Source organism: Streptomyces aquilus (assembly GCF_003955715.1).
Taxonomy (GTDB): Bacteria; Actinomycetota; Actinomycetes; order Streptomycetales; family Streptomycetaceae; genus Streptomyces; species Streptomyces aquilus.
In genome coordinates this window covers 6,640,095-6,662,115 of the sequence record NZ_CP034463.1, presented here as the reverse complement: position 1 = coordinate 6,662,115, position 22,021 = coordinate 6,640,095, and the positions used below count along the sequence as shown (strand labels likewise).

Below are 22,021 nucleotides of genomic sequence, written 5' to 3'. Positions count from 1 at the left end.
GCTTCTCCTGGTGGCGCGGCGGTACCTGGGTCAACGGGCGTGAGCGTGACGCCCGGCGGCGGGCGGAAAGGCGTACAGGACGCCGGGGTCCGGACCGTCGGCGACATCGACCCGGGAGCCGGGCGGGGGCGCCGCCTGCCCGGGCTCGGCCCACACCGCCCGGTACAGGACGCGGTCGAGCTCGACGTATCCCTGCGGGTGCAGATCGGTTCGGACCACGGCGGGGTGGGTGGGGCCGGTGCGGGTCACGGTCCGGGCGCGGGTGGTGCGGAGGGCGCGGGTGGGTTCGTCGGGCGTGCGGGCGGCGGGCGCGGGGCCGGTGGCGGGCGCGGGGGCGGTACGGGTGTGGCGTACGACGAGGACGAAGGCGGCGAGGAGGAGGGCGAGCAGGGCGGCGGTGGCGGGGAGGAGCCACTTCTCGACGTCGCTGCCCTGGTTCTGGGCCCCGTCCGCGACATAGGAGCGGTGCTCGGTGACCCGGCCGCTGCTGATCAACTCCTCGCCGGAGACCGGGTCCTGCTTGCCGTTCTGGACGACCAGGTCGTCGCACAGCGACTTCCGCGGCTCCGTGCAGAAGGCGGTCAGCTCGTCATGGGTGCTCTGGTGCAAGCGGTCGATCCGGGCGTCCGGGTCGACGAGCCGGTTCTCCCGCTTCGCCAGGATGAGGAGCACGGTTCCGCCCTCGCCGGTGGAGACACCGGCCGGCACCTGGACCACCAGCTTGTCGCTGTGCTCCTCGATCGTCCTGATGATCTCCGCACGCGTCTTCTTGTCGCCTTCGAGCGGCAACGCGTGGTCGAGGCTGAGGGTGACGGGATCGTCGTCGAGCCGCCCCGTCCAGCACTTCAGCCGGTCGGAGAGGTTCCCCTCGTCGCACGGAGCCGCCGCCGCGGGAACCGCCGGCAGCAGGGCGAACACAATTCCGAGAAGAACGACGACACGCAGCACTCGCCCCATGGGCACCCCCGTGGCCCGAATAAGACCCGTGCTCATAGTGGAGCAACTGACCCGCTCCGGAAAGGGGTTTACGCAATCACACGCCTCCCTTCTACAACTGGAACACCTGATGACAACGGGTGAACATCTGCCGCGCCCGTTCCACCCAATCGCTGGCCAAAGCATCGAAGTCCGCTTGGGCGATACGGCAGGTCAGCGGCAGATCGCACACCCCTGCGAGACAGGGACGAGGGCCTCGGACATCCCACACGGACAACATGGGATTCAGTTGTTCGGTGTTCCACGCGTTCGACGCCGCGGCCGCGACGGCCAGTTGATCGTGGCGCAGGAAATTCCCGTCGGTGACAAAGGCGACCAGCAGCCGTTTGGTGGTCATGAATCTGACCGTCAGCAGGCGACCCGTTTCCTCGATATCGCATTGCAGGGACACGGAATCGGTGTCCGTCACGATGTGCAGGTTCCGGCCCGCCGCCCAGTTCCGCACCAACTGCCGCCAGTACGTACCGATCTCATGGGCCGGCCCCGTCGAGTGCTCAGGCGCTACCACGGTCCACCGCCCGGGCGACCATCGCGTCGGTGAGCCCGGCGTCCAGCAGGGCCTGGGCGTGCAGCATCAGACAGGACGGCACCGAGACACTCGTACCGGACTTGCGGCGGGCGTTGAGCTCGCTCACCCGGACCTCGATGGTCCGCCGCACCTTCGGAGGCGGCCAGGACGGCGACTGCGGTGCCTCGTCGAGGAGTTCGGCCAGCAGCTCCGCCAGCCGGGGCCGGTCCGCGGGCCGCTTGGCGAGGCAGTGCGCGATCAGCGGCCGCATCGACTGCGGTACGCCGTCGAGGTCGGGCTCGCCGAAGACGACCTGGTAGCGGACGGCCTCCCCCATACCGTGCGGCGGATGCCCGGAGAGCGCGTACACCAGCACCCCGCCGAGGGAGAACACATCGCTCTCCGGCCCGGCCGGGGCGCCCTTCATCTGCTCCGGCGACATGAACGGCGGTGTGCCCACGACGAGTCCGACCCTGGTCAGGCCGGGTGCCCCGGCGACCCGGGAGATGCCGAAGTCGATGACGCGCGGCCCGTCGGAGGCCAGCAGGACGTTGGCCGGCTTGAGGTCGCGGTGCACGACCCCCGCCGCGTGCACGGCCTGCAACGCCTCGACGAGGAACGCGCCGAGCCGGCGCCCCTGGTTCTCGGGGAGCGGGCCGTCCGTGCGGACGGCTTCCGCGAGGGAGGGGCCGGGCACGTACATCGTGGCCAGCCAGGGCAGTTCGGCCTCGGTGTCGGCGTCGATGACCGCCGCGGTGTAGGCGCCGCTGACGACGCGGGCGGCCGCGACCTCGCGCGCGAAGCGTTCCCGGAACTCGGACTCCGCCGCCAGCTCGGGGCGTACCACCTTCACCGCCACCTCGCGCCCGGCGGGCGAACGCCCGAGATACACCCAGCCCATGCCGCCGGAGCCGAGCCGCCCGACGATACGGTACGGCCCCACCTTCATAGGGTCGCTGACCGGTGTGCGCACCCCGCTCACCTCATTTCGGGGTTCGTTGCAGGATGTCCCGAGTGTCCCGCGAAATCCCCGCCCGCACAGAGGTGATGACGAAAAAGACGAGGGCCTGTCGCTGTGTCCCCCGTCGGGGCGGACGGGGTCACAACGACAGGCCCATGGCTCCGCACGCCGTTGTACGGAACCTCGTCGGTTCACACCGCGGCCGGCCGTGACGATCGCTGGTCAGGGCACATCCAAACCGGCCGCGGAGTCTTCGGCGTGGGCTCTAGCCCAGGCGCTCCACCAGCGCCCGGTACTCGTCCCACAGCTCCTTCGGGGTGTGCTCGCCGAAGGTGTTGAGGTGCTCGGGGACCAGCGCGGCCTCCTCGCGCCAGACCTCCTTGTCGACGGTGAGCAGGAAGTCGAGGTCGGACTCGGAGAGTTCGAGGCCCTTGGTGTCCAGCGCGTCCTTCGTCGGCAGGATGCCGATCGGGGTCTCGACGCCCTCGGCCTTGCCGTCGAGGCGCTCCACGATCCACTTCAGGACGCGGCTGTTCTCGCCGAAGCCGGGCCAGACGAACTTGCCCTCGTCGTTCTTGCGGAACCAGTTGACGTAGTAGATCTTCGGAAGCTTCGCGGCGTCCTTGTCCTTGGCCACGTCGACCCAGTGGCCCATGTAGTCGCCCATGTTGTAGCCGCAGAACGGCAGCATGGCGAAGGGGTCGCGGCGCAGCTCGCCGACCTTGCCCTCGGCGGCGGCGGTCTTCTCGGAGGCCACGTTGGCGCCGAGGAAGACGCCGTGGTTCCAGTCGAAGGACTCCGTCACCAGCGGTACGGCCGAGGCGCGGCGGCCGCCGAAGAGGATCGCCGAGATCGGCACGCCCTTCGGGTCCTCCCACTCGGGCGCGATGATCGGGCACTGCGAGGCGGGCACGGTGAAGCGGGCGTTGGGGTGGGCGGCCGGGGTCTCCGACTCCGGCGTCCAGTCGTTGCCCTTCCAGTCCGTGAGGTGGGCCGGAGTCTCCTCCGTCATGCCCTCCCACCAGATGTCGTTGTCGTCGGTGAGGGCCACGTTGGTGAAGACGGAGTTGCCCCACAGGGTCTTCATCGCGTTGGCGTTGGTGTGCTCACCGGTGCCGGGGGCGACACCGAAGAAGCCGGCCTCGGGGTTGATGGCGTAGAGGCGGCCGTCCTCGCCGAAGCGCATCCAGGCGATGTCGTCGCCGATCGTCTCGACGGTCCAGCCGGAGATGGTGGGCTCCAGCATGGCGAGGTTGGTCTTGCCGCAGGCCGAGGGGAAGGCCGCCGCCACGTACTTGGACTCGCCCTGCGGCGGGGTGAGCTTGAGGATCAGCATGTGCTCGGCGAGCCAGCCCTCGTCCCGGGCCATCACCGACGCGATGCGCAGGGCGTAGCACTTCTTGCCGAGCAGGGCGTTGCCGCCGTAGCCGGAGCCGTAGGACCAGATCTCGCGGCTCTCGGGGAAGTGCGAGATGTACTTGGTGGAGTTGCACGGCCAGGGGACGTCCGCCTCGCCCTCCGCGAGGGGGGCGCCCAGGGTGTGGACGGCCTTGACGAAGAATCCGTCGGAGCCGAGCTCGTCGAGGACCGGCTGCCCCATGCGGGTCATGGTGCGCATGGAGACGGCGACGTACGCCGAGTCGGTGATCTCGACGCCGATCGCGGAGAGGTCCGAGCCGAGGGGGCCCATGCAGAACGGGACGACGTACATCGTCCGGCCCTTCATGGAGCCGCGGAAGATGCCGCCCTGCCCGTCCTTGCCGGCGAAGATCTCCCGCATCTCCGCGGGGGCCTTCCAGTGGTTGGTCGGGCCCGCGTCCTCCTCCTTCTCGGAGCAGATGAAGGTGCGGTCCTCGACGCGCGCGACGTCGGTCGGGTCGGAGGCCGCGTAGTAGGAGTTGGGGCGCTTGATCGGGTCGAGCTTCTGGAAGGTGCCCTTCGCGACGAGCTCCTCGCACAGGCGCTCGTACTCGGCCTCGGATCCGTCACACCAGACCACGTTGTCCGGCTGGGTCAGTTCGGCGATCTCGTTCACCCACGAGATCAGTTCCTGGTGCTTGGTGGGGATGACGGGGGGAGCCGCGATGTCGCGCGCCACGATTGCTCCTAAATGAGGGATTTTTTGTTGGAGGCCCCGTGGGGGCTGCGACCCGGATGCGTCCAGCGCCTCTCGGTGGTGACCTTGGCGCTCATCCGGTGCCGACCGCACTCATCTGATCATCCGTCCCGAGTGCCCATCTGTCCAGAAGGCATCACAGGTGAGCGGAGTGAGCATTGCCACGTGTCGGAGTGTTGCCATGCGTGCACTTTGAGTTCGCTTGACGGTCCCTTGACTACGCCCCCGCATGGTCAACTCCCGTGAGATGATGGCCACTCTCGGCCGATTACCGGTCCCTGCTCATCCGCGACTTACGGTTCCGTAGGTACGATGCCGGGCATGACTGCGTCCGCCTCCGACGCGCCTTTGGACCCCTCGGCCGCCGGCCGTGGCCCCGTGGCGCTCTCTCTCCCGCACCCGGTCAAGCCCAAGCTCCGCGGCTGGCTGCATCTCGGGATGTTCCCGGCCGTACTCATCGCGGGCCTGGTGCTCACCGCCCTCGCCGACTCGACCCGGGGCCGGATCGCCTGCGGCATCTTCGCCCTGACGGCCTGCCTGCTGTTCGGCGTCAGCGCCCTCTACCACCGCGGCAACTGGAGCCCGCGCATGGACGGCGTCCTGCGCAGACTCGATCACGCCAACATCTTCCTGATCATCGCGGGCACCTACACCCCGCTGACGATGCTGCTCCTGCCCGGCGCGAAGGGGCAGTGGCTGCTGTGGGGCATCTGGGCCGCGGCCCTGGCCGGCATCGCCTTCCGGGTGTTCTGGGTCGGCGCCCCGCGCTGGCTCTACACCCCCTGCTACATCGCGATGGGCTGGGCGGCGGTCTTCTTCCTGCCGGACTTCATGCGCACCGGCGGCATCGCGGTCCTGGTGCTGGTGATCGTCGGCGGCGTGCTCTACAGCGCCGGTGGCGTCATCTACGGCATCAAGCGCCCGAACCCGTCCCCGCGCTGGTTCGGCTTCCACGAGGTCTTCCACTCGCTCACGCTGGCGGCGTTCGTCGTCCACTACGTGGGGATCTCCCTGGTGGCATACCAGCACGGATAGCAGTACGGGTGGCGACACCCACCCGCACCTCCCGAAGGGCCACGGCTTGCGAGCCGTGGCCCTTTTTGACATGCCCAACCGTATGCCATCAGGTTCCTATTGACAGACACCCTGTTTTGAGAGCTACTCTCATTTCATGGACACCTTCACTCCAGACCCCCGTCGCTGGTGGGCGCTCGGCGCCCTGGTCGCGAGCATGCTGACGCTCGGCTTCGACATGACGATCCTCAACGTGGCACTGCCGACCATGGCCGCCGACCTCGGCGCGACCACCGGCCAGCAGCAGTGGATGGCGGACGCGTACGTCGTCGTCTTCGCGGCGCTCATGCTCCCCGCCGGACTCCTCGGCGACCGGTTCGGCCGGCGCCGGATGCTCGTCGTGGGCCTCGGCATCTTCCTCGCCGCATCCCTGCTGGGCGCCCTCGCCGACGACGTGAACTGGGTCGTCGCCGCCCGGGCCCTGATGGGCGTCGGCGGTGCCCTGGTCACCCCGCTCGCGCTCTCCGTACTGCCCTCGCTGTTCGGCGCCGACGAGCGCGCCAAGGCCGTCGGCATCATCTCCGCCGGCAGCGCGCTCGGCCTGCCGCTCGGCCCGATCATGGGCGGCTGGCTGCTCAACCACTTCTGGTGGGGCTCGGTCTTCCTCATCAACGTCCCGATGGCCGCGATCGGCATCCTCGCCTGCGTGCTGCTGCTGCCCGAGACCCGCGACCCCGCCTCCCCCAAGGTCGACACCGTCTCCACCGCGCTCACCGCGACCGGCCTCGGCGCCCTGATCTACGCGATCATCGAGGCCCCCACCCGGGGCTGGACCGACGCGCTGGTCCTCGGCATGCTCGCGGGCTCGGTCGTCCTCCTGACCGCCCTGGTCCTGCGGGAACGCCGGCAGTCCCGGCCGATGCTCGACATGTCCCTGCTCGCCCACCGCGGGTTCCTGTTCAACACCCTCGCCGCGACCCTGGTGATGTTCATCCTGTCCGGCCTGCTGTTCGTCCTGCCGCCCTACCTCCAGGCCGTCCTCGGCAACGACGCCCTCGGCACCGGCGTGCGGCTGCTGCCGATGATGGGCGGTCTGCTCGTCGCCACCCGGCTCGCGCCGCAGGTCGTCACCCGCTTCGGCGCCCGGGCCACGGTCAGCACCGGCCTGGTGGTCCTCGCGTTCGCCGCCTTCCTCGGCAGCCGCACCACCACTGACTCCGGCTACGGCTTCACCGCGACCTGGCTCTCGATCACCGGCCTCGGCTTCGGCCTCTCCCTCATCCCCGCCATGAACGGCGCCCTCGGCACCCTGCCCCGCGACCGCGCCGGCAGCGGCTCCGGCCTCCTGACCACCCTGCGCCAGGTCGGCGGCGCGATCGGCATCGCCCTCCTCGGCAGCCTGCTCGCGAGCATCTTCCGGGACCGGCTCGACGTCACCGGGCTGCCCGCGCAGGCCGCCGACACCGCCGGGGACTCCGTGATCGCGGCCCACCTCGTGGCCCAGAAGACCGGCTCGGCGGACCTGCTGGCCTCCGCGAACAGCGCCTACGTCCACGGCATGGGCGTCATCCTGCTGGTCTGCGGCGCCGCCGCCCTCGTAGCGGCACTCCTGGCGGCGGTCTTCCTGCCCGCGACCCCGAAGACCGAGGAGACCGCGACCACCCCGGAGATGGCTCCCGAGCCGGCGGATGCCTGACAATGGCCTCCATGACACCCGCACGTACCTCTCCGCCCACGGACGTCCCCCAGCTGGGACTCCGTGAGCGGAAGAAGATCAAGACCCGGACGGCGATCCGCGACGCGACGTACGCCCTCATCGAGGAGCAGGGCTACGACGCCACCACGATCGAGCAGATCGCCGACCGCGCCGAGGTGTCGCCGTCCACGGTCTTCCGCTACTTCCCCACCAAGGAGGACATCGTCCTCACGGACGAGCACGACGTGCTCATCCTGGAGGAGCTGAAGGCCCGGCCCAAGGACGAGCCGTGGACGGAGTCCGTGCGGGCCATCATGCACAAGGCCGTCCGTCTCGGCCACGACCGGGAACCCGAGATCACCCGGATCCGCGCGCACCTGATGGTCCAGGTCCCGACGGTGCGCGCCCGGATGATGGAGAGCATGTCGGTCGCCTCCCACATGCTCGCCGAGGGCATCGCGGAACGCACCGGGCGCGACGTGGACAGCCTGGAGGTACGCGTCTACACGATGTCGGTGGTCGCCGGACTCGCGGAGATCTCCCGCTACTGGGCGGAGAACGACTTCCAGGACGATCTCTCCGAACTCCTCGACCGCGCCCTGGACGTCCTCGCCAACGGCCTCACCACGAAAAACACCTGAGGCCATGGGCGTCGGACGTGACATCCTGGCCGGGTGAACGGACCGGAGATCCACCTCGAAGTCGCCCCCGGACTGGCCCTGTTCGTCCCGCACGGACGCCGGTCCGGAGCCACCCCCGTCACCACCGACGGCGTCTCCACCCTCGGCCATGTCGTCGAGTCCCTCGGCGTCCCGCTGACCGAGGCCGGGACGCTGCTGGTCGACGGCCGCGAGGTGCCCACGTCGTACGTCCCGGTGGCGGGCGACCAGGTGGAGGTCCGGCCCGTCACCCGGCCCCAGCGGGTCCCCGGCGCCCCGCTCCGCTTCCTCCTCGACGTCCACCTCGGCACCCTCGCCCGCCGGCTGCGGCTGCTCGGCGTGGACACGGCGTACGAGTCGACGGACCTCGGCGACCCGGCCCTCGCCGCGCTCTCCGCCGCCGAACGGCGCGTCCTGCTCAGCCGCGACCGGGGGCTGCTGCGGCGCCGCGAACTGTGGGCCGGCGCGTACGTCTACAGCACCCGCCCCGAGGAGCAGCTCCACGACATCCTCGACCGCTTCCGCCCCGAGCTGCGCCCCTGGACCCGCTGCACCGCCTGCAACGGCCTGCTCAAGGAGGCCACGAAGGAGGAGGTCGCGGACCAGCTGGCGGGCGGCACGCACCGGTCGTACGACGTCTTCGCACAGTGCACGGACTGCGGGCGGGCGTACTGGAAGGGCGCGCACCACGAGCAGCTGGAAGCGATCGTGGCACGCGCCCTCGAAGAGTTCGCCGGCTAGGGGCTGCCCAGCCGGTTGGGGGCTACCCCTTCCTGATGTCCGCCTTCCCGCAGGCGATCCCGTCCTTGTTCCGGTCCAGGCCCAGCGGGTCGTCCTTGCCGTTGACCTTCAGGCGGCCGTAGTCGTTCTTCTTCAGCCAGGTGCAGCGGGCGGCCGTCGTCGCCTTCACCTCCTTCGGGAACGCCGTGGGCACGCAGACGTTGAGCGAGCCGTAGTGGCGGTCGCAGCCGGAGACGGTCGGGCTGACCTTCTGCGAGGTGCGCTTCTTGCCGGGGCCGGTGACCTTGCCGGAGAGGTCGTCGGCGAAGGAGTGGACGTGGGCCGAGGCGTCCGTCGCGCTCAGCGCGGCGGGGCCTTGCAGATGGACCCACTTGGCCACCGACGGCACCCCGTTGGCGTCCACCGCGAAGAGCATGTACCAGCCGGGCGGCGCCAGGTTGGGGTTGCTCGTCACGTTCAGGTCGACGTTGTTGCCGTTCACCGACAGCGGCAGGTCCACGAACCGCTGGTTGGGGTCGGAGGAGTGCGTCACCGCGGCCGGGCGGATCAACTCGGCCTTGGCGATGGGCCGGTCGACGGTGATGCGCTGGGTGTCGCCGTAGGTCCACTCGGTGTCGATGACCGAAGTGATCGACGGCCGCGTGCCCTTGAGGAGGTACGGCGGCGTGTAGATCGACACGTTGTGGTTCCAGGTGCCGTTGCCCGGGTTGTCACCGGTCGCCATGACCCGGCCGTCGGGCAGCAGGAACGCCGAGGAGTGGTAGCCGCGGGCCTCGGGGTCGGCGGCCACCGGGTCGAAGGTGCCGGTGTCGGGGTCGTAGAGCGAGGCCTCGTGGACGGGGTTGGCCCGGTTGTGCAGACCGCCGCCGGTCTCCAGCACCTTGCCGTCCGGCAGCAGGACCGCGGAGACGTACATCTTGCCCTGGTCGCCGGTCTCCGGCTGCGGGCCGTTGCCGAGGTCGACCGTGCCCTGCGGGAGCGGCGGACCGGCGACGTACGCCGGGTTGGGCTGCTTGAGGTCGATGACGTCGGTCAGCCGGTTGCCCTCCGGGTTGGAGTCGATGTTGCCGCCGCCGAGGGTGAGGACCCGCTGGTCCTGTGCCGGGGGCAGCAGCACGCTGGCCGACTGGTCGCGCTCGTCCTTCCGCTGGAGGCCGGGCACCTGGGTGACCGTGTTGGCGCCGTAGTCGTAGATCGCGCTGCCGGTGCCCGGGATGTTGTTGCCGAAGACATGGCTGCCCGAGTAGAAGAGCCGGCCGTCCTGCATCAGGATCATCGACGGGTACAGACCCCAGTACGACCAGGTCTGGTTGACCTTCCACAGCGGCTGCCACTGCTGCTCCGCCTGGGAGAACAGCTCGGCCGTCACCGAACCGGTCGAGTCCTCGCGCAGCCCGCCGAAGGAGATCACGTCACCGTTGCCGAGGACGGTCGCCGACGGGTACCAGTGGCCGTCGTTCATGTCGTTGGTCTTGCTGTACGTCTCGGTGACCGGGTCGAAGATGTACGAGTCCTTGAAGCCCTCGTAGCCGTGACCGCCGACGACCGGGTACGCCTTGTTGCCGCTCATCACCAGCACCCGCCCGTCCTGGAGCTGGACGTGCCCGGCGCAGAACATGTCCTTCGGAGTGGGGATGACCTTGTAGGTGCCGGTGGCCGGGTTGTAGACGGCCGAGGTGAAGGTGCCCGCGTTGAACTGCTCCTCGCTGTTGCCGGAGCCCGCGATGAGCAGCACCTTGCCGTTGTTGAGGACGACGGAGTGCATCGAGCGGACCGGGTTCTGCGTGGGCAGCACGTCCCAGCGGCCGTTGGCGCACTCGTTCGCCGTGCCGGTGCACTGCGCCGGCGGGAGCGGGTCGGCGACCTGCTCCATCGTGTAGTCGTCGGTGGTCGCGGAGCCGGTGCCGTAGACGGAGACGCCCCAGGTGATCCGGTCGGTGCCGGTGGGGACCTCGGGGGTGCGGACGCTCGCCTGCGTCCAACTGCCCGCCATGTCCAGGGTCTTCAGATCCGTCCAGTACTGCCAGCCGGCGGTGGTGTCGTGCCGGAAGAGGGTGATGGCGGCGTCCGGGGTCGTCGTCTTGTACCAGAGGCCCAGGTCGTACTGCTTGCCCGGCGTCACGCCCGGCGCGCACTCGGCCGACTCGGTGATCAGCGCCTTGCGGTCGCCCTCGACGCGGCGGGTGAGCTCGACCTTCATGGCCTTGGAGCCGGAGTGGGCGCCGGAGACGGTGGTGAACGTGAAGTCGTTGTCACCCCAGCCGGACTTCTCCCAGCAGTACGGCATGTCGCCGCTGCCGGCGGTCTCGAAGCCGGGGTTCTTGATGAGGTTGGCGGCGGAGGCGGGTTGCGGTGTGGCGAGGAGGAGACCGGCCGTGAGGGCGGTCACCCCCAGCAGAGCGGGTCTGCGGCGGTTCTTCATGCGGTGCGGCTCCTGTTGCGTCGGGTTCTACGCGGGAGATAGACCAGCGCTTCGGTCCCGACGAAGCGCAGGACGAACGTGATGACCAGGGCCAGCGCGGTGGCGGGCAGCGCGGACAGGCCGAAGTGCGTGACCAGGAGTGCGATCAGCGGGATGCGCAGCACCAGGTCCGCGTTGGCGAGCAGCGCGAACCGGACCGTGCGGTCGGCCCAGTGCCGGTGGCGGCGCCGGTCGCGGAAGAGCACCTTCTCGATGAGGAGGAAGTTCCAGGCCACGCCGAACTGGTTGGCGACGATCTCGGCGGGCAGATAGTGCAGGCCCGCGTGCGTGAGCGCCCACAGGGCGACCAGGTTGGGCACGAAGCCCGTGAGCCCGATCAGCCCGAACACGATCATGCGGGCCAGCGGGGTCGCCGTGCGCAGTCCGGCCAAGTGGCGCAGGAAGCGGCGCCCCTCCTCGGCCGTGGACTTGGACTCGCCCGCGAACCGCTCCTGGAACACGAACGGCACCTCGGTGACCGCGCGCGGCCGGTTCCGCACCGCCAGTTCCAGCAGGATCTTGTAGCCGAGCGGCTGGAGGACCTCCGCCGTGATGTCGCTGCGCCGGATCGCGAAGAAGCCGCTCATCGGGTCGCTGATGCCGTGCAGCCGGCGCGGGAAGAGGGATTTGGTCAGCCAGGTCGCCCCGCGGGAGACGGCCACCCGGTAGCTGCCCGCGAGCCCGGCGCGGCTGCCGCCCTTGATGTAACGGGAGGCGACGACGAGCCCGGCGTTGGCCCGCTGCCCGGTGGCCACCAACTCCGGTACCAGGGACGGCGGATGCTGGCAGTCGCCGTCCATGACGACGATCCAGTCCGAGCCCGCCGCCTTCATGCCCTCCACGACCGCCCCGCCGAGTCCGCCGACCGGCTCGTCCCGGTGCAGCACGGTCACCGGGAAGGGGCAGTCCTTCGCGGCCTCGCGGATGACCTGGGGGGTGTCGTCGGTGGAGTCGTCGACGAAGACGACCTCGCAGGGCAGCCGGCCGGGCACCGACTCGGTGATCTGGTGCAGGAGTTCGCGGACGTTCGCGGACTCGTTGTACGTCGGTACGACGATGGTGACGGCGGCCGGTTCGGGAACCTCGGAGGCCGTCAGATCCGGTACGGGCGCGGTGTACTCGTGGCTCATCGGGCACCTCCGGTGGCGTTCTGGATCTGTCGGATCTCGATCCGGTCCGCGCCGGTGCCGAAGACGGCGACCGGCGTGGAGTGCTGGATGGCGGCCTTGACGTTGGGCAGGTCGACCGCGTCGCGTCGCACGGTCGGCGAGGCCACGACGTAGTCGAGGTCCTTCCAGCCGTGCGGCATCGTCTTCGTGACCGCCGGGTCGAGGTCGGCCTTGTAGAACCAGATGACGCCGAGCCCGGGCCGGTACCCGGAGTGCACCAGGTCCAGCCAGAGCGCGTCGTCGACGAGCACCCGCGTCTTCTCGGGCCGCGCCACCTCGGTGGCCATCCACCGCGCGGCGGCCCGGTAGGGGGCGTTGGCCTCGGCGGTGACGGCGGTGCGGTCACCGTCGTACCAGCGCGGTACGACGTACGCGCAGGCGGCGACGGCGAGGACCGCCGCGATGCCGTAACGGCCCACCCAGCGCATCCGGTTGAGGACGGCGTGGGCGACCGAGGCGGTGCCGCCGGCGAGGACGAGGGCGAGGAAGGGCAGCGCCTGGATGATGTACATCGCGGGCAGGTAGCCGCTGGGCCGCATCGCGACCAGGGCCAGGATGCCCACGGCCAGCGAGGGTCCGGCGAGCGCGCGGGCGGTGACGGACCAGCGCCAGGTGGCGAGGAGCAGGAGCGCGCCCGCGAGTCCGCCGAGGGGCAGGACCCGGTCGTAGTAGAGCCAGGACCTGAGCACGCCGTGCGAGCCGGACGCGGCGTCGAGGATGAAGCCCGAACCTGGCCTGGTCATCTGGTACTTGATGCCGTCCCACAGCGAGACGTGCCCGCCGCCGGGAAGCAACTCACCCTTCAGCAGGGCGAAGAGAGGGTAGGCCAGGCCGATCAGTGTGCAGGCGGTGAGGGCGCCGGTGAGGGCGAACTTGCGGGTCTCGCGGTGGCTGTGCCGCCACATGGTGACGAAGACCGCCGGGAGGACGAAGATCATCGTCTCCTTGGTCAGCACGGCCGTCGCCGCCGCGATGCCCGCGCCGAAGTGGTGCCAGAGGTGGCGGCTCGGGGACGCGGCGAGGGTGAACGCCAGCAGGGTCCACATCACCGCGAGGTTGTCGAGGAAGATCTCCCGCTGGAGGACGACGGAGAGCGGGGAGAGCCCGAACAGGGCCATGCCGAGCCCGGCGGCCCAGCGGGGCAGGGACAGCCGCCGCCCGAGCACGTACACGAGGACGGCGCTGATGCCGCTGATCAGCAGCATCGTGACCCGCATCGAGCCGACGGTCATCGAGTCGGGGCTCAGCAGTTTCGGTATCCAGGTGAGCAGGGCGAGCTGGATCCAGCCGAGCGGCGGGTGGTCGTACCAGTAGGTGTAGTGGGCGAGGCCCTTGCCCTCCTGGACGGCCCAGGCCTGGGCGAGGTAGGTGCCCTCGTCGTCACTGAGGGTCGGGTAGGAGGCGATGTTCCAGCCCTGCACGACGAGGATCGCGACGAGGAGGGCACCGCAGAGGAGGAGGTCGGGGCGCCTGGACGGGCTTGTTCGGCCGGCCGAACGCGCTTCAGGCACAGGCTTTCGCTGCGCGGGGACCTTCGGAGCGGTCACCACGGGAAGGGTGGAGGTCACGCAGGGACGTCCTCTCGGATAACCGCCGTGTTGTGGAGGTGGGCACCCACGTGGCTGGTCAACTCCCAGTCGTTGCGGCCGCGTTGCTCACGCCATACGGCGCGCATCGCGGCCCCGGCCAGGAGGACCTGGTAGAAGGGGCCACCCACGATCAGCTTGAGGTAGTGCACGAAGCGCACCCGCAGGCCGTACTGCTTGCCGAAGTCGTGCAGTCCGACGAGCTCGAAGACGAAGGTCACCAGTGCCGTGACGGCCGGCAGGAAGGTGATGAAGGCGATGCCGACGGGCACGTCGAGGAAGAGCGCGATCGCCACGTTGAGCGGGATGATCACGCCGGAGAAGGCCTGGAGGAACGGGGTCATGAGGGTGTAGCGGGCGAGCAACCGCTGCCCGAAGCCCGGGAGTTGCTTCCAGTCCTTCTTGCGGTAGACCTGAAGGAAGCCCTGGTTCCAGCGGGTGCGCTGCTTGAGCAGGGACATCAGGCTGCCGGGGGTCTCCTCGCGGGTGACCATGTCGGAGTCGTAGGCGACGACGACCTTCTTGCCGATGGACGACAGCCGCACCCCGAGGTCGCAGTCCTCGGCGAGGCACTCGGAGTCCCAGCCGTCGGCGTCCCTCAGGACGTCCGTGCGGACGAAGACGGTGTTTCCGCCGAGCGGGATGAACCCCTTCTGCGCGTGCAGATGGAGCCGCGAGCGGAACCAGAAGAAGTACTCCAGGCAGTTGCGCAGGGAGTACCAGCTGGAGTGGAAGTTGATGAGCTGGACGCCGCCCTGGACGACGTCGGCCCCGGTGGTCCGGAAGGCGTGGTCGACGTGGGCGAGGAGCTCCGGGTGGACCTGGTCCTCGGCGTCGAAGACCCCGACGACGTCGCCGCGGCAGTGCGGCAGCGCCGTGTTCATCGCCTTCGGCTTGTTCTTCTTCTCGTGGGTGTCGACGACGACCCGGACGCGCGGATCGCCCGCGGCGGCCGCTTCGGCCACCGCCGTGGTCTCGGGATCGTCGTGCCCGACGATGACGATGATCTCGAAGTCGGTGTGGCTGGATTCCAGCAGGCGCTGGATGGTGTGGTCGAGGACGGCCTGCTCGTGCCGCGCGGGCAGCAGGAGCGAGAACGAGACGTGTTCATCCCCGTCCGGTCTGCTGAACCGGGTGGAGGCGAGCACCTCGGGCGTACGCCACGCGTGCATCTGCCACCACAGAGTGAACGCCGCCATCCAGAACAAGGCCAGTGAAACGGCAACGATGAAGCCAGACGTGAGCAAAAAGATCCCCCCAGATCCCGAAAACCCCCTGTCGTGGCAGGCCGGTTACTCCTGCCACGTCACTGTGGAGAGGTTATGGGTGATCTGTGAAGTGCGAGGGATCTTCCGATAAATACTATGTTTCGTAGGGGTGTGGTGACTTCACCCGTTCAAGGCTGATCGAAGCCGTTCGACCTCGGTCGTCGGTGCGTCACAAGTGAAGTTACGGCAGATGTACGCGGCCGGTTCACCGCCGACGAGCGGCCGGTCCGCCAGCAGCGGGAGTTCGTCACTCCCCACGGCCCCCGCGGCGACGACGGCACCGGGAGCGGTCCCCAGAAGTGCCGTACGGTGCAAGGCCTTTGTGGCCGGATCATCGAGGGCGGGCCCCACGACGGCGACCTCCCGCGGCCCGTCGAGCAGCGCCTCGGCGACGGCGAGCCCCCACCCGATGAACCGCGGCACCCGCGGCCCGAGCGCCTTCACCACGCCCAACGCCCGCTCGGCGGCGGTGCGATGAGGCTCGGCACCGGTCTGCGCGGCATAGCTCAACAGCGCCCCCGCGGCGGCGGTCCACCCGGACGGCACGGCGTTGTCGGTCGGGTCCTGGGGCCGCCGGATGAGCCGCTCGGCGTCGGAGGCGGTGTCGTACAGCGCGCCCGACTCCTCGTCCACGAACCGCACGAGCACATGGTCGAGCAGGAACCCGGCGAACTCCAGCCACACCCCCTCCCCCGTCACGGCCGTGAGCGCCAGGAACCCCTCCGCGACATCGGCGTAGTCCTCCAACACCCCCGCGTTGGCGCCGACATGCCCGTCCTTGCTGGTCCGGGCGAGCCGCGCCTGCTCGTCGAGATGCAGCCGTACGAGGAGATCGGCGGCGGCGACGGCGGCCTCGACCAGGTCGGGGCGGTCGAAGTAGGCGCCGGTCTCGGCCAGCGCGGCGATCGCGAGCCCGTTCCAGGCGGCGACGACCTTGTCGTCCCGCCCGGGAGCGGGCCGTTCGGCACGAGCGGCGAGGAGCCGCCGCCGGACCGACTCGACCTTCTCGGCGTCGAACACGCCCTCGTGCTGCGGCAGTTGCAGTACGGAGGCGCCTTCCTCGAAGGTCCCTTCGTCCGTCACCCCGAAGTACTGCGCGGCGAGTTCGGCATCCGCCTCGCCCAGCACCTCGGTGAGCTGCGCGGGCGTCCAGACGTAGTACGCCCCCTCGACGTGCTTCCCGCTCCCGTCGTCGCTGTCGGCGTCCAGCGCGGAGGCGAACCCGCCCTCGTTCGTACGCAGTTCACGCACCATGAAGTCGGCGGTCTCCAGGGCGACGCGGCGGGCGAGCTCGGAGCCGGTGGACCGCCAGAGGTGGGCGTAGACACGGCACAAAAGGGCATTATCATAGAGCATCTTCTCAAAGTGGGGCACAACCCACTCCCGGTCGACGGAGTACCGCGCGAACCCGCCCCCCAGCTGGTCGTAGATCCCTCCGCGCGCCATCCGCTCACACGTGTCCCGCGCCATCTGCAAGGCGCCTTCGGACCCGGTCCTGGCGTGGTGCCGCAACAGGAACTCCACGGCCATGGACGGCGGGAACTTCGGCGCCCCGCCGAATCCGCCACGCTGGGCGTCGTACTCCCGCGTCAGCCCGAGCAGCGCCTGAGCGAGCTCCTCCTCGCCGGGTGCCCGCGAGTCGCCGTAGGAGATCTCCCGCCCGGCGAGGTCCCGCACGATCTTCTCCGCCACCTCCGTGACCTCGTCCCGCCGATCGGCCCACGCACTGCGCACCCCTTCCAGCACCTGCCGGAAGGACGGCATCCCGTGCCGGGGCGCGGGCGGGAAGTAGGTACCGAAGTAGAAGGGCTCGGCGTCCGGGGTGAGAAACACGGTCATCGGCCACCCACCCTGCCCGGTGGCGGCCTGCACGGCCTCCATGTAGACGGCGTCGACGTCGGGGCGTTCCTCACGGTCGACCTTGATGTTGACGAAGTGGGCGTTGAGGTAGTCGGCGGTCTCCTGGTCCTCGAAGCTCTCACGCGCTAGAACATGGCACCAATGGCAGCTGGAATACCCGACGCTGAGATGCACGGGCACGCCTCGCTCGCGCGCCTCCGCAAAGGCCGCTTCCGACCAGGGCCACCAATCGACAGGGTTGTCGGCGTGCTGGAGAAGGTACGGGGAGGTCTCATGGGCCAGTCGGTTCGGCATGTGCCCATCCTGCCCGAGAGCTCCGTCGAACCGGCGGACGGACCTACGCTCAATGCCAGACAGGCTGCACGCGAGAGTGGTCCCAAGCGTGCTCTCCCTTGACACCAGGCCGGACACGGCAGCAGGACAAGACGGATGTGATGATCTTCCGCTTCTCATCCAGTCCCAACTCGCCGACCTGCCAGCGGCAACGTGCATCCTCCCGAAGCCGCGTCCGCCCGGGCGCTTCAGAGAGCACCAGCCGTTCAAGAGCTTCGTCCGCCAGCGGTCCGCTGATGCTGCAACGGCTGCACTCGCGACAGGAATAGACGTAGGGGCTCTTCTTGCTTCTCCCCTTCTGAGCGCACAAAGCGCCGTTACACAGCGAGCCGTCACTGCGCCTCGCTCCGCACCGAAGGATGCCGCTGGCAAGGTGGCGGGGAGCAGCGCGCTTCTCTGTGAGTCTCGGAGCCCCACTTCCCCTGTGCAGGTACAAGCTGCCCGCACCGAAAGTCGCGCATACCGCTGCCCACTGGTCCGGCGCCACGATGGGCTCCCACTGACCGATCACGGGCCGACTCGTCTCCGGCTCCAACAGGAGCGAACCTCGGTTGGCCCGGTAACCGCACACTCTGGGCGCGGTCATGATCTGCGTGACGGTCTGCGCGTTTGGCCTGCCTCCTCGGGTGCCACGCACGCCAAGGTCGCACCACTCGCGTGCGATGGCGCGTACGGCCTTTCCGGTCAGCCGCTCGGCGATGGCCTGCTCCACGAGTGGCGCCTCGACGGAGTGCAGGGTGATCCGGTCCTCCTGCCAGCCAAAGGGACGCGGTCCACTGTGCGGTACACCCTCGACAGCCCGTGCCCAGTGCCAGTTCGCCAGTCTTCGGCTCCTGACCCGCGTCTCCGTCTCGGCCGCCTCCAGTGATCGCACGGCCTCCAGAATTCCCTCCTGCGAGTACGGGTCCCGAACGCCTTGCGGATCGACGTAGACGCGCCCTGGACGGCAGGTCAGAGCGGCAAGAAAGCGGGTGAGGTCTGCCGCGCGGCGATACAGCCGGTCATCCGCGACACAGACGACACCCTCGATCACCTGCCCCTCCAGGGTGCACCCCCGCGCCAAGTCCTCGACCAACCGCTCGAATCCGGGACGCACCGCCCCCTCCTTCGAGGCGCTACAGCCGTTGTCGGTGTATTCGAGGACCACGCGGCATCCCTGCTCGCGAGCGCTCCGCTCGTTGACGCGCAACTGATGGCGCACCCCGTGACCGTCCCGCCGGCGGAAGTCCTCCGACGTCCGCGCATAGGACGCCACCGGAAGCAGCCCCATCGGCTCGTTCACCGCTCCTCCCCATTCGACAGTTCGCCCGACAGTCAGAGAAACGATCGAACGATCTGAAGGTCACCGGACCCCATCCGTTGATCGCCGCCCTCTCGCGCTCACGCCTCGGCCGAAGGACACTCATAGGCAAAGAAGTTGTCACCGGAGGGGGACGGGACATGCGGGACAGCCATCGGGTGGAGGCCGAGCGGCTGGTGGTCCGGGCCGTGGAGGAGGAGGTGCGGCGGTCGGGCGGGCGGATCGACGGGGGTGTGCTGCTGTCGCGGGCGCGCGGCGCGCTGGACGCCATGGCCGAGACGGCCGCCGAGGAGTACGAGGCCTACACCCGCGCGCTGGACGAGGCGGCGGCCGGGCAGCTGACGTTCGGGCAGCGGTACGCGCAGCAGGGCGGTGGAACTCCCCTGCTGGTGGCCGGAGTCGCCGCCGCGGCGGCCGTCGTCGCCGACCTGGCGCTGGGGACCGGCGCGGGGACGGCCCTGGGTGCCGGGGTGGCCGTGGGTGTCGTAGGGGCCGCGGCGACCGTGGTGAAGGTCGCCGGGTCGCATCTGCCGGCGGCGCATCACCAGGCGGGCGCGGCGAGTCAGCCGGGCGGGCCCGAACAGCTGCGGCTGTCGTGGCTGACCGCCCTCGAGGTGCGGGGCATCCGGCCGTTCCTCGATCAGCAGCGGGTGCGCAGTGCCTCTACCGGACCGAAGAAGACGGGGCCGCGGCTGAAGGGCGCCGACAAGAGCGCGGCGGCCCGCGGGCGGAGCGTGCTGGAGCAGTCGTTCGGGCAACTCCCGGAGCCGGTCGCGGAGTTCGCGGGACGCCGGCAGGAGCTGGGGCGGATCAGACAGTGGGTGCAGTCGGCGCGGGCGAGCACGGAGACCCGGCCGACGGTGGTCGTGCTGCACGGTCCGTCCGGCAGCGGCCGTTCCGCACTCGCGCTGCACGCCGCGCACGATCTGCGGGACTACTTCCGCGGCGCGTGCGTGGTGGACCTGCGCGGCGACAGCCCGGAGGAGCCGCCGCTGCCCACCCGCGACGCCCTGCTGCACCTGCTGAACCGGCTCGGCGCGCCCCGCGAGCAGCTGCTGTTCCGGGAGCGTTCCTCCCCCGACCAGCAGGTCAAGCGGCTGAGCGAGCTGTACCACCAGCATCTGACGGGCCTGCCGGTGACGGTCGTCCTGGACGACGCCTCGGACCCCGAGCAGGTCCGCACCCTCGTCCCCGAGCGCTCGGACAGCCTGGTCCTGGTCACGAGCCGCACCGCTTTGCAGCTGCCCGCCGATCTGCCGGCCTGGGTGCACCATCTGCCGGTGGAGGCGCTGGACCCGGCGGGCGCGGAAGAGCTGCTGAGCGCGACGGCGCAGGACAAGTCGGGGCCGTACGACGCCGAATCCGCCGACCGGATCAGACAGTTGTGCGGTGGTCTGCCGCTCGCGCTGCGCATCGCGGGCTCGGCTCTCGGCCCGCGTTCACCGCGTCAACTGGCCGCGGACCTGGGCGCGTACGGCCCGGTGGAGCCGATCGAGCGGGTGCTGTGGCTGCGCTACACCGACCAGTCGGACCCGGCTCGCCGCCTGCTGCGCCGCCTGGCGCTGGCGGGCCGGGCGTCCCTGGGCGCGGCCGCGGCGGCGGCACTGCTCGCCACCGACCAGGCGGAGGCGAGGCGGCAGCTCGTCGCGCTCTCCCGCGCGGGCCTGCTCGACCATGTCCGCGGGGACCGCTACCGCCTGCACGACCTGGTCCGCGCCTTCGCCCAGGCCCGCCTCCTCGACGAGGAGGAACCGGCGGAGCGCGCCTCGGCGCAGGAACGTCTCATCGTGAACTACGCGGAGCTGGCGGATTCCGTGCTGCGCCTGGTCGACGGCAACATGTCGACCCGCTCGGACCGTTTCAGCCCGCACGGCTTCACCTCGCTGGACGAGGCGCTGCGCTGGCTGGACGACGAGTCGAGCTTCATCACCTCGACCCTGCGGCACGCGGAGGGCGTCAACCAGGCGGCGGTGCTGAGCCTGCTGGGCGCCCTGTGCGACTACTGCCTGCTGCGCGGCGACCTCTACCGCCTCGGTGAGATCAGCGAGCTGGCCCAGGCCGTCGACCAGGGCCTGCTGGTGCGCTCGGTCCAGTGGCGCACCGGTATCGCGGCCCGTCAGCTCGGCGAGCTGGACAAGGCGCGCACGACCCTGACCTCGGTGGTCGACCTGTACATGGAGGCCCACCACGACGCGGGCGCGGCCAGGGCCCTGTGCTCCCTCGGCATCACGCTCCACCACCAGGGCAACCTGACGGAGGCGGCGGCCAAGCTGCACGAGGCCCTGGACCTCCAGGCGGCCCCCGAGCTGGCGACGGACCGCGCCTGGACGATGCACGCGCTGGCGGCGGTGGAACGCGACCGCGCGCACCTGTCGGAGGCCATGGATCTGCTCACCCAGTCCCTGGTGCTGCATCGCGCGGGCGAGTCCGTGCACGGCGAGGCCTGGGCCCACTTCCAGCTCGGCCAGCTGGGCCTGCGCATGGGCGACGTCCCCAGAGCCGAGCGGGAGCTGCGCACGGCCCTGGATCTCTACGGCCGCACGCGCGACGCCCGCGGCGAGGCCTGGGCCCTGACCCAGCTGGCCCGGGCCCGGCTGGTCGCCGGCGATCCCTCTCCGGCGGTGGACGGTCTGCGCCAGGCGGCGTCCCGGCACCGCGAGAACGAGGACGCGCGCGGCGAGGCCTGGTCGGTCTACTACCTGGGCCAGGCACTGGAGGAGGCCGGCAACCTGGATCTGGCGGTCCGCGAGCTGGAACGCTCCCGGACGATGTTCTCCCGCATCCGCGACGTCTACGGCCTGGCCTGCGCCCGGCACCACTCGGCGCGCGTGACCCGTGACCAGCGGGCGGCCCAGACGGGTTCCCTGCGCAACTCCGGCTTCGCCCGTCAGCTCCTCGTCGACGCCCGCGCCGACTTCCAGCGCATCGGCGTCGCGCACGGCGAGGCGTGGACGTGCCTGGAGCTGGCGGTGGTGGACGCGGGCAACGCCCGCACGCCGCAGGCCCTCGCCCTGTGCGACGAGGCGATCGGCCTGTTCACGTCGTACGGCGACCGCCGCGGCGAGGACTGGGCCCGCTTCCTGCGCTGCACCCTGCTGCCGTACGCGGCCCCGGGCGGCGTGGAGATCGGTACGGCGGTGGCGCAGGAGGAGCTGTCCCAGCTGTCCCGCGCCGGCCACCCGTCCCGGGACGAGAAGCTGGACGACTACGTGGAGGCGTATCTGCTGCTTCTGGAGCGGGGCATCAGCCTGGAGTCCGGCTGGCAGGCCTGGCGGCTGGGGATGGTCCCGAACCGGCACGCGCGGGAGGTCATGGGGGTGGCGGTGGCGGCCAGGAGCTGACCGCCTCCGGGG

Annotated in this window: 15 protein-coding genes; 5 read left to right on the top strand and 10 right to left on the bottom strand. The window is 70.2% G+C overall.

Annotated elements, in window-relative coordinates:
- Window positions 1–30 precede the first annotated feature (30 nt).
- From EJC51_RS48305 to EJC51_RS30780, 4 genes are all read right to left on the bottom strand, one after another.
- Entirely contained in the window at window positions 31–957 is a 927-nt protein-coding gene (locus tag EJC51_RS48305; RefSeq protein ID WP_208870752.1) for a hypothetical protein, read from the bottom strand.
- 91 nt (window positions 958–1,048) lie between these two features.
- Window positions 1,049–1,405: a hypothetical protein gene (locus tag EJC51_RS30790; RefSeq protein WP_244362925.1), complete on the bottom strand. Its 357-nt coding sequence runs from the start codon at window positions 1,403–1,405 to the stop codon at window positions 1,049–1,051.
- Window positions 1,406–1,490: 85 nt separating this feature from the next.
- Complete coding sequence (locus EJC51_RS30785) at window positions 1,491–2,453, bottom strand: serine/threonine-protein kinase (RefSeq protein ID WP_244363474.1); 963 nt, start codon at window positions 2,451–2,453, stop codon at window positions 1,491–1,493.
- A 277-nt stretch (window positions 2,454–2,730) separates the two neighbouring features.
- On the bottom strand, window positions 2,731–4,563 hold the full coding sequence (locus EJC51_RS30780; RefSeq protein WP_126274055.1) for a phosphoenolpyruvate carboxykinase (GTP): 1,833 nt from the start codon (window positions 4,561–4,563) through the stop codon (window positions 2,731–2,733).
- Window positions 4,564–4,902: 339 nt separating this feature from the next.
- Here EJC51_RS30780 and trhA point away from each other — a divergent pair, with 339 nt between their 5' ends.
- From trhA to EJC51_RS30760, 4 genes are all read left to right on the top strand, one after another.
- Window positions 4,903–5,616: a PAQR family membrane homeostasis protein TrhA gene (gene trhA / locus EJC51_RS30775; protein ID WP_126274054.1), complete on the top strand. Its 714-nt coding sequence runs from the start codon at window positions 4,903–4,905 to the stop codon at window positions 5,614–5,616.
- Window positions 5,617–5,752: 136 nt separating this feature from the next.
- The gene (locus EJC51_RS30770; protein WP_126274053.1) at window positions 5,753–7,291 is read left to right on the top strand and encodes a DHA2 family efflux MFS transporter permease subunit; all 1,539 of its coding nucleotides are present in this window, start codon (window positions 5,753–5,755) and stop codon (window positions 7,289–7,291) included.
- A gap of 11 nt (window positions 7,292–7,302) precedes the next feature.
- Window positions 7,303–7,932 (top strand): TetR/AcrR family transcriptional regulator, encoded by a 630-nt coding sequence (locus EJC51_RS30765; RefSeq protein WP_126274052.1) that lies wholly within the window; start codon window positions 7,303–7,305, stop codon window positions 7,930–7,932.
- Window positions 7,933–7,965: 33 nt separating this feature from the next.
- Window positions 7,966–8,691 carry a Mut7-C RNAse domain-containing protein gene (locus EJC51_RS30760; RefSeq protein ID WP_126274051.1) on the top strand — a complete coding sequence of 242 codons (726 nt, stop codon included), beginning with the start codon at window positions 7,966–7,968 and terminating at the stop codon, window positions 8,689–8,691.
- A 22-nt stretch (window positions 8,692–8,713) separates the two neighbouring features.
- On the opposite strand, the gene EJC51_RS30755 is transcribed toward EJC51_RS30760, so the two are convergent.
- The 6 genes from EJC51_RS30755 to EJC51_RS30730 form a co-directional block, all read right to left on the bottom strand.
- Complete coding sequence (locus tag EJC51_RS30755) at window positions 8,714–11,113, bottom strand: galactose oxidase family protein (protein WP_126274050.1); 2,400 nt, start codon at window positions 11,111–11,113, stop codon at window positions 8,714–8,716.
- Window positions 11,110–12,282, bottom strand: a complete 1,173-nt coding sequence (locus EJC51_RS30750) for a glycosyltransferase (RefSeq protein WP_126274049.1) — start codon at window positions 12,280–12,282, stop codon at window positions 11,110–11,112. Before EJC51_RS30750 ends, EJC51_RS30755 begins: the two co-directional genes overlap by 4 nt.
- A complete protein-coding gene (locus EJC51_RS30745; protein ID WP_126274048.1) occupies window positions 12,279–13,889 on the bottom strand; it encodes an ArnT family glycosyltransferase in 1,611 nt (536 codons plus the stop codon). The genes EJC51_RS30750 and EJC51_RS30745 overlap by 4 nt, the downstream gene beginning before the upstream one ends.
- Window positions 13,886–15,154, bottom strand: a complete 1,269-nt coding sequence (locus EJC51_RS30740) for a glycosyltransferase (RefSeq protein WP_126274047.1) — start codon at window positions 15,152–15,154, stop codon at window positions 13,886–13,888. Before EJC51_RS30740 ends, EJC51_RS30745 begins: the two co-directional genes overlap by 4 nt.
- A gap of 141 nt (window positions 15,155–15,295) precedes the next feature.
- Window positions 15,296–17,329: a thioredoxin domain-containing protein gene (locus EJC51_RS30735; RefSeq protein WP_126274046.1), complete on the bottom strand. Its 2,034-nt coding sequence runs from the start codon at window positions 17,327–17,329 to the stop codon at window positions 15,296–15,298.
- A 49-nt stretch (window positions 17,330–17,378) separates the two neighbouring features.
- The gene (locus EJC51_RS30730; protein WP_126274045.1) at window positions 17,379–18,650 is read right to left on the bottom strand and encodes a recombinase family protein; all 1,272 of its coding nucleotides are present in this window, start codon (window positions 18,648–18,650) and stop codon (window positions 17,379–17,381) included.
- Window positions 18,651–18,808: 158 nt separating this feature from the next.
- Between EJC51_RS30730 and EJC51_RS30725 the strand changes: the two genes are divergently transcribed.
- Window positions 18,809–22,009, top strand: a complete 3,201-nt coding sequence (locus tag EJC51_RS30725; RefSeq protein WP_126274044.1) for a tetratricopeptide repeat protein — start codon at window positions 18,809–18,811, stop codon at window positions 22,007–22,009.
- The last annotated feature ends 12 nt before the right edge of the window (window positions 22,010–22,021 follow it).